This window comes from Shewanella sp. 10N.286.52.B9, from assembly GCF_002873635.1.
GTDB lineage: Bacteria > Pseudomonadota > Gammaproteobacteria > Enterobacterales > Shewanellaceae > Shewanella.
Map to the genome: position 1 here is coordinate 1 of NZ_MCTY01000095.1, position 3,513 is coordinate 3,513.

Consider the following 3,513-nt stretch of genomic DNA (forward strand, 5'->3'; position numbering starts at 1 on the left):
TCAGCGAATCGGCCAGGTTCACCTTTGGTTTTTGCTGCAACTTCCTTTGCGGTTAACTTTCCCATAAGCCCTTAGTCTCCAGTCAAATACAAGGGTGGGTGTTAATGGACCTCTTTGGAATAATGTTTAATTAAATCGTTTAAAATCAGTAGCAAAAGGTTTTGTTTGGACTCTATTGGATATCATTCAACGTTTTGGATCTGCTCATTGATTCATTCGGTATCTTGGATTTCCAATAGCTCACCAATTTCCACGTCTAAATATTTACACAGCGTTTCAAGCACATCTAATTCAACACGAGTGGCCGTTTCATTGTACAAACGGGTGATAGTGCCTCTGTTGATATCGGTATCCCTTGCCACATCAGAAACTTTAAGTCTTTTCTCACCGAGTATTCTGGAAAGATTACACTTCAAAATGAGCTCCAATAATAAAAAATGTTCTCCTGCAGGTTAAAAAAGCTTGCAAAAGATAATAAATGAGCATAAATTTGTTCTACAGGAGAGCAAAAAAGCTTTCTGTGAAATCAAATGACCTATCGGAGAGTATATTATGTCTAATACTTATTTAACAGCTGAAGAGTTATCTGTACGCATTAAATATGATGCGAGAACGATTCGAGATCAATTAAAGGATGCCATTTTTCTCGAAGGTATCCATTACATTAGACCATTTGGTGGTCGCAAAATATTGTTCATCTGGGAGAGTGTTGAAGATCTCATGTTGTTTGGTTATTCAGACGTTTTGCCAACTAAATAGCGAGGTGTGCAATGGGTAGTGTAAATGCGCGTAATAACAAGTTATACCTCGATTTTCGGTTTAAGAGTATTCGCTGTCGTGAGATGACCACTTTAGAAGATACAGCTGCAAATCGTAAAAGAGTCGCCGCCGTACTTAAGCGAATAGAGGCTGAAATTCAGTTAAATCAGTTTGAGTACTCTCGACACTTTCCTAATAGTAAAAATGCACTGAAGTTTGCAGCTTATGAAGTTGCAGCTGAAGGTAAAGGGAGTGAGGCACCTGGTTCTGATTTGGTTCGAGTGTTTGTTGAGCAATGGTTGCTCGAGCGTAAAGCTGAGTGGCGTCCATCTCAACTTCGTACGATTGAGGATATTCTGACTTTGTATATATTGCCTCGCTTTGGTGAACGAGCCATAAATTCGATAGCAAAGTCAGAAGTTTTAAAGTTTCGTGCAGATTTAGTGGATGGGAGTGCGTTTGGAAAAGAGTTATCAGCTTCACGCATCAATCAAATATTATCGCCACTGCGTGTAGTGTTGAATGATGCGGCAGAGCGATATGACTTTACTAGCCCTTGGAAGTCAATCAAGCCACTACCTGTTAATCGTAAGCCTGTTCACCCATTTACCTTAGATGAAGTTTTTAAGTTCCTAGATTTTGTTAGACCGGATTTTCGTTGTTATTTCTTAACACGCTTTTTCAGCGGTCTTCGAACCGGTGAGATAGATGGTTTGCAGTGGGAGAATATAGATTTCGAACGCAGACAAATTCTAGTTCGCCAGTCGTGGGTTCGAAATAAACTTGGCCCAGTGAAAACCAAAACATCATTACGTGAAATTGATATGAATGAGTTGGTTTTTGAATCATTAACTAAACATTACAAGCAGTCAGATGGCCATGGTTTTGTATTTCAAACCGCTGGTGGCAAGCCAATGAACAACAAAAACATGTCTTATCGTGTTTGGTACCCCACATTAGATATTTTAAACATCCCTCGCAGAAACCCATATCAAACTCGACATACCGCGGCCACCTTATGGTTAGCGTCTGGTGAGTCACCTGAATGGATTGCTAAGCAAATGGGTCACGCTAATACCAATATGCTTTTTACAGTGTATTCACGCTATGTACCTAATTTAACTCGCCGTGACGGCAGTGCTTTTGAAGCATTTTTAAATCAAAAACTGACAGGAGAAACATCATGAATAATGAAATTCGACTTAACTTAGCTCACTACTTATGCCAGCGTTTTTATTGCCAACCTACAGGAAGGGAGCTAAGTTGTGCTTTAGGTTTTTCTGAATCACATAATAATTTATCTGCTTTAGTGAGCTGGATAAATAAGCTTTACTTACAAGAGCATAGTAGTGACTTGTTGTGGTGGGAACAGCAATTGCAAAAGCACCTTGAGTCAAAAGGTTTTCAATTATGCTTATCGTTATAAGTTAGCACTCATATAACTTCAATAACCAAAATACACCTTCATTGATGATAGGTGTTTTTTGGTTATTGAAGTTGGTTAAAAACACCATGTATCACCATTGGTTACTTTATGTACTTGAGTTGATATAGGAGCTTAAATTTATTCATTTTTATTGATAAAAATGAACTGAAGCTTCTTACAACAAGTTCATTGAGAGAGTGTTTATGGCTGATTCTGATGGATGGATTTCAAACAGGCTCAAATTGGTTTTAGAGTAGTGTTAACTATTCTTGAAAAATGCAGATGCAATCCGTCACAAGTTGAAGTATTAGTTGATGTTTAGTATTAATCGATCAATGCTGATAGCGAGCATCATTTCAGTGAAAATCTAATGATCTGGCTAAGCTATATTCTTAATATTTATGGCTAATGACAACTCTCCCTTGCCCACATTGATTTCATACTAGAAGATGTTGCGAAGGGATTAAAGTTGACCATGGAACATGTGAATGAACTAGTAAGACATCAGTTATCAGTGTGATGGTTTTTAAAAGGATTAAAGCAGATGCTTAAGCTGTAATTAACTTAATGGTAATCGTTATTAACGTGGTATTGAGCGAGGTCAATTATATAAGTGATTGATAAAATCTTTAATCTAGTTCAAGTTTAGATCATGAGAGGAAGAACATTTTTATTTCGTGAGATCATAAGTTTGTAATGTAAGGGAGTAGTTATGGATAACTTTAAATCGTCAGTGATGGCGGGGGAGATAGCCTCAGCGATGAAGCTATGCTCATACGTGAAATTGTTTAAGGTCATACTGGCTGTAGTTGTTTCAATAGCGTATCTGATAGATAGTTCTTGGCTTTCAGAAATCCTGATAGTAGCGGTTGTTACATCATTAATTTTACCATTAGGTTTCTTTGATGTCTTCATTCAAAAACTGCTGGAATACAACACAATGCTATTAGAAGAGCGTGTACAGTTGAACGCTAATGAAACCAATAGTCATATCGAATCATTAAATAGAAAGATTCGGTGACGGTGGAGCTGAGTGCCATCAACTTAATGATAACGACAATTATCATGGCATTGATGTAACAAGCTTCTGCCCCATCCTTAGTCGCGTGTATTGATGTATCTGTCATATCAGCTCTAACTTTGCAAGAATCTAATGCTCTACGCGAGAGAATTATGCAGCCAACAATCAGTAAAACGAACGGTATGATAATCTCCATCGCATGACCCTTTATATCTAGTAAAGGATACTGTTCTATTCATATGCCAACCTGTATAAATTTAAACATCACATGTCGCAATACCGTCCCAGCAGACCTTATAATGTAATA

General features: G+C 37.7%; 5 protein-coding genes. 4 read left to right on the forward strand and 1 reads right to left on the reverse strand.

The genetic code is table 11. The features are described from left to right. Positions 1 to 212 precede the first annotated feature (212 nt). The gene (locus BCU91_RS06635) at positions 213 to 419 is read right to left on the reverse strand and encodes a helix-turn-helix transcriptional regulator (protein ID WP_102531154.1); all 207 of its coding nucleotides are present in this window, start codon (positions 417 to 419) and stop codon (positions 213 to 215) included. Between the two features lie 133 nt (positions 420 to 552). On the opposite strand from BCU91_RS06635, the gene BCU91_RS06640 reads away from it, so the two are divergent. The 4 genes from BCU91_RS06640 (at position 553) to BCU91_RS06655 (ending at position 3,206) form a co-directional block, all read left to right on the forward strand. After that, positions 553 to 759: a hypothetical protein gene (locus BCU91_RS06640; RefSeq protein ID WP_076543066.1), complete on the forward strand. Its 207-nt coding sequence runs from the start codon at positions 553 to 555 to the stop codon at positions 757 to 759. Between the two features lie 11 nt (positions 760 to 770). Further along, positions 771 to 1,946, forward strand: a complete 1,176-nt coding sequence (locus BCU91_RS06645; RefSeq protein ID WP_102531151.1) for a DUF3596 domain-containing protein — start codon at positions 771 to 773, stop codon at positions 1,944 to 1,946. Continuing rightward, positions 1,943 to 2,185 carry a hypothetical protein gene (locus tag BCU91_RS06650; protein WP_102531152.1) on the forward strand — a complete coding sequence of 81 codons (243 nt, stop codon included), beginning with the start codon at positions 1,943 to 1,945 and terminating at the stop codon, positions 2,183 to 2,185. Before BCU91_RS06645 ends, BCU91_RS06650 begins: the two co-directional genes overlap by 4 nt. A 712-nt stretch (positions 2,186 to 2,897) precedes the next feature. After that, entirely contained in the window at positions 2,898 to 3,206 is a 309-nt protein-coding gene (locus BCU91_RS06655; RefSeq protein WP_102531153.1) for a hypothetical protein, read from the forward strand. The last annotated feature ends 307 nt before the right edge of the window (positions 3,207 to 3,513 follow it).

Excerpts from the sequence above, each read along its gene's own strand:
- BCU91_RS06650 (WP_102531152.1), top strand. The coding sequence starts at position 1,943 with ATGAATAATGAAATTCGACTTAACTTAGCTCACTACTTATGCCAGCGT.
- BCU91_RS06645 (WP_102531151.1), top strand. The coding sequence starts at position 771 with ATGGGTAGTGTAAATGCGCGTAATAACAAGTTATACCTCGATTTTCGG.
- BCU91_RS06655 (WP_102531153.1), top strand. The coding sequence starts at position 2,898 with ATGGATAACTTTAAATCGTCAGTGATGGCGGGGGAGATAGCCTCAGCG.
- BCU91_RS06640 (WP_076543066.1), top strand. The coding sequence starts at position 553 with ATGTCTAATACTTATTTAACAGCTGAAGAGTTATCTGTACGCATTAAA.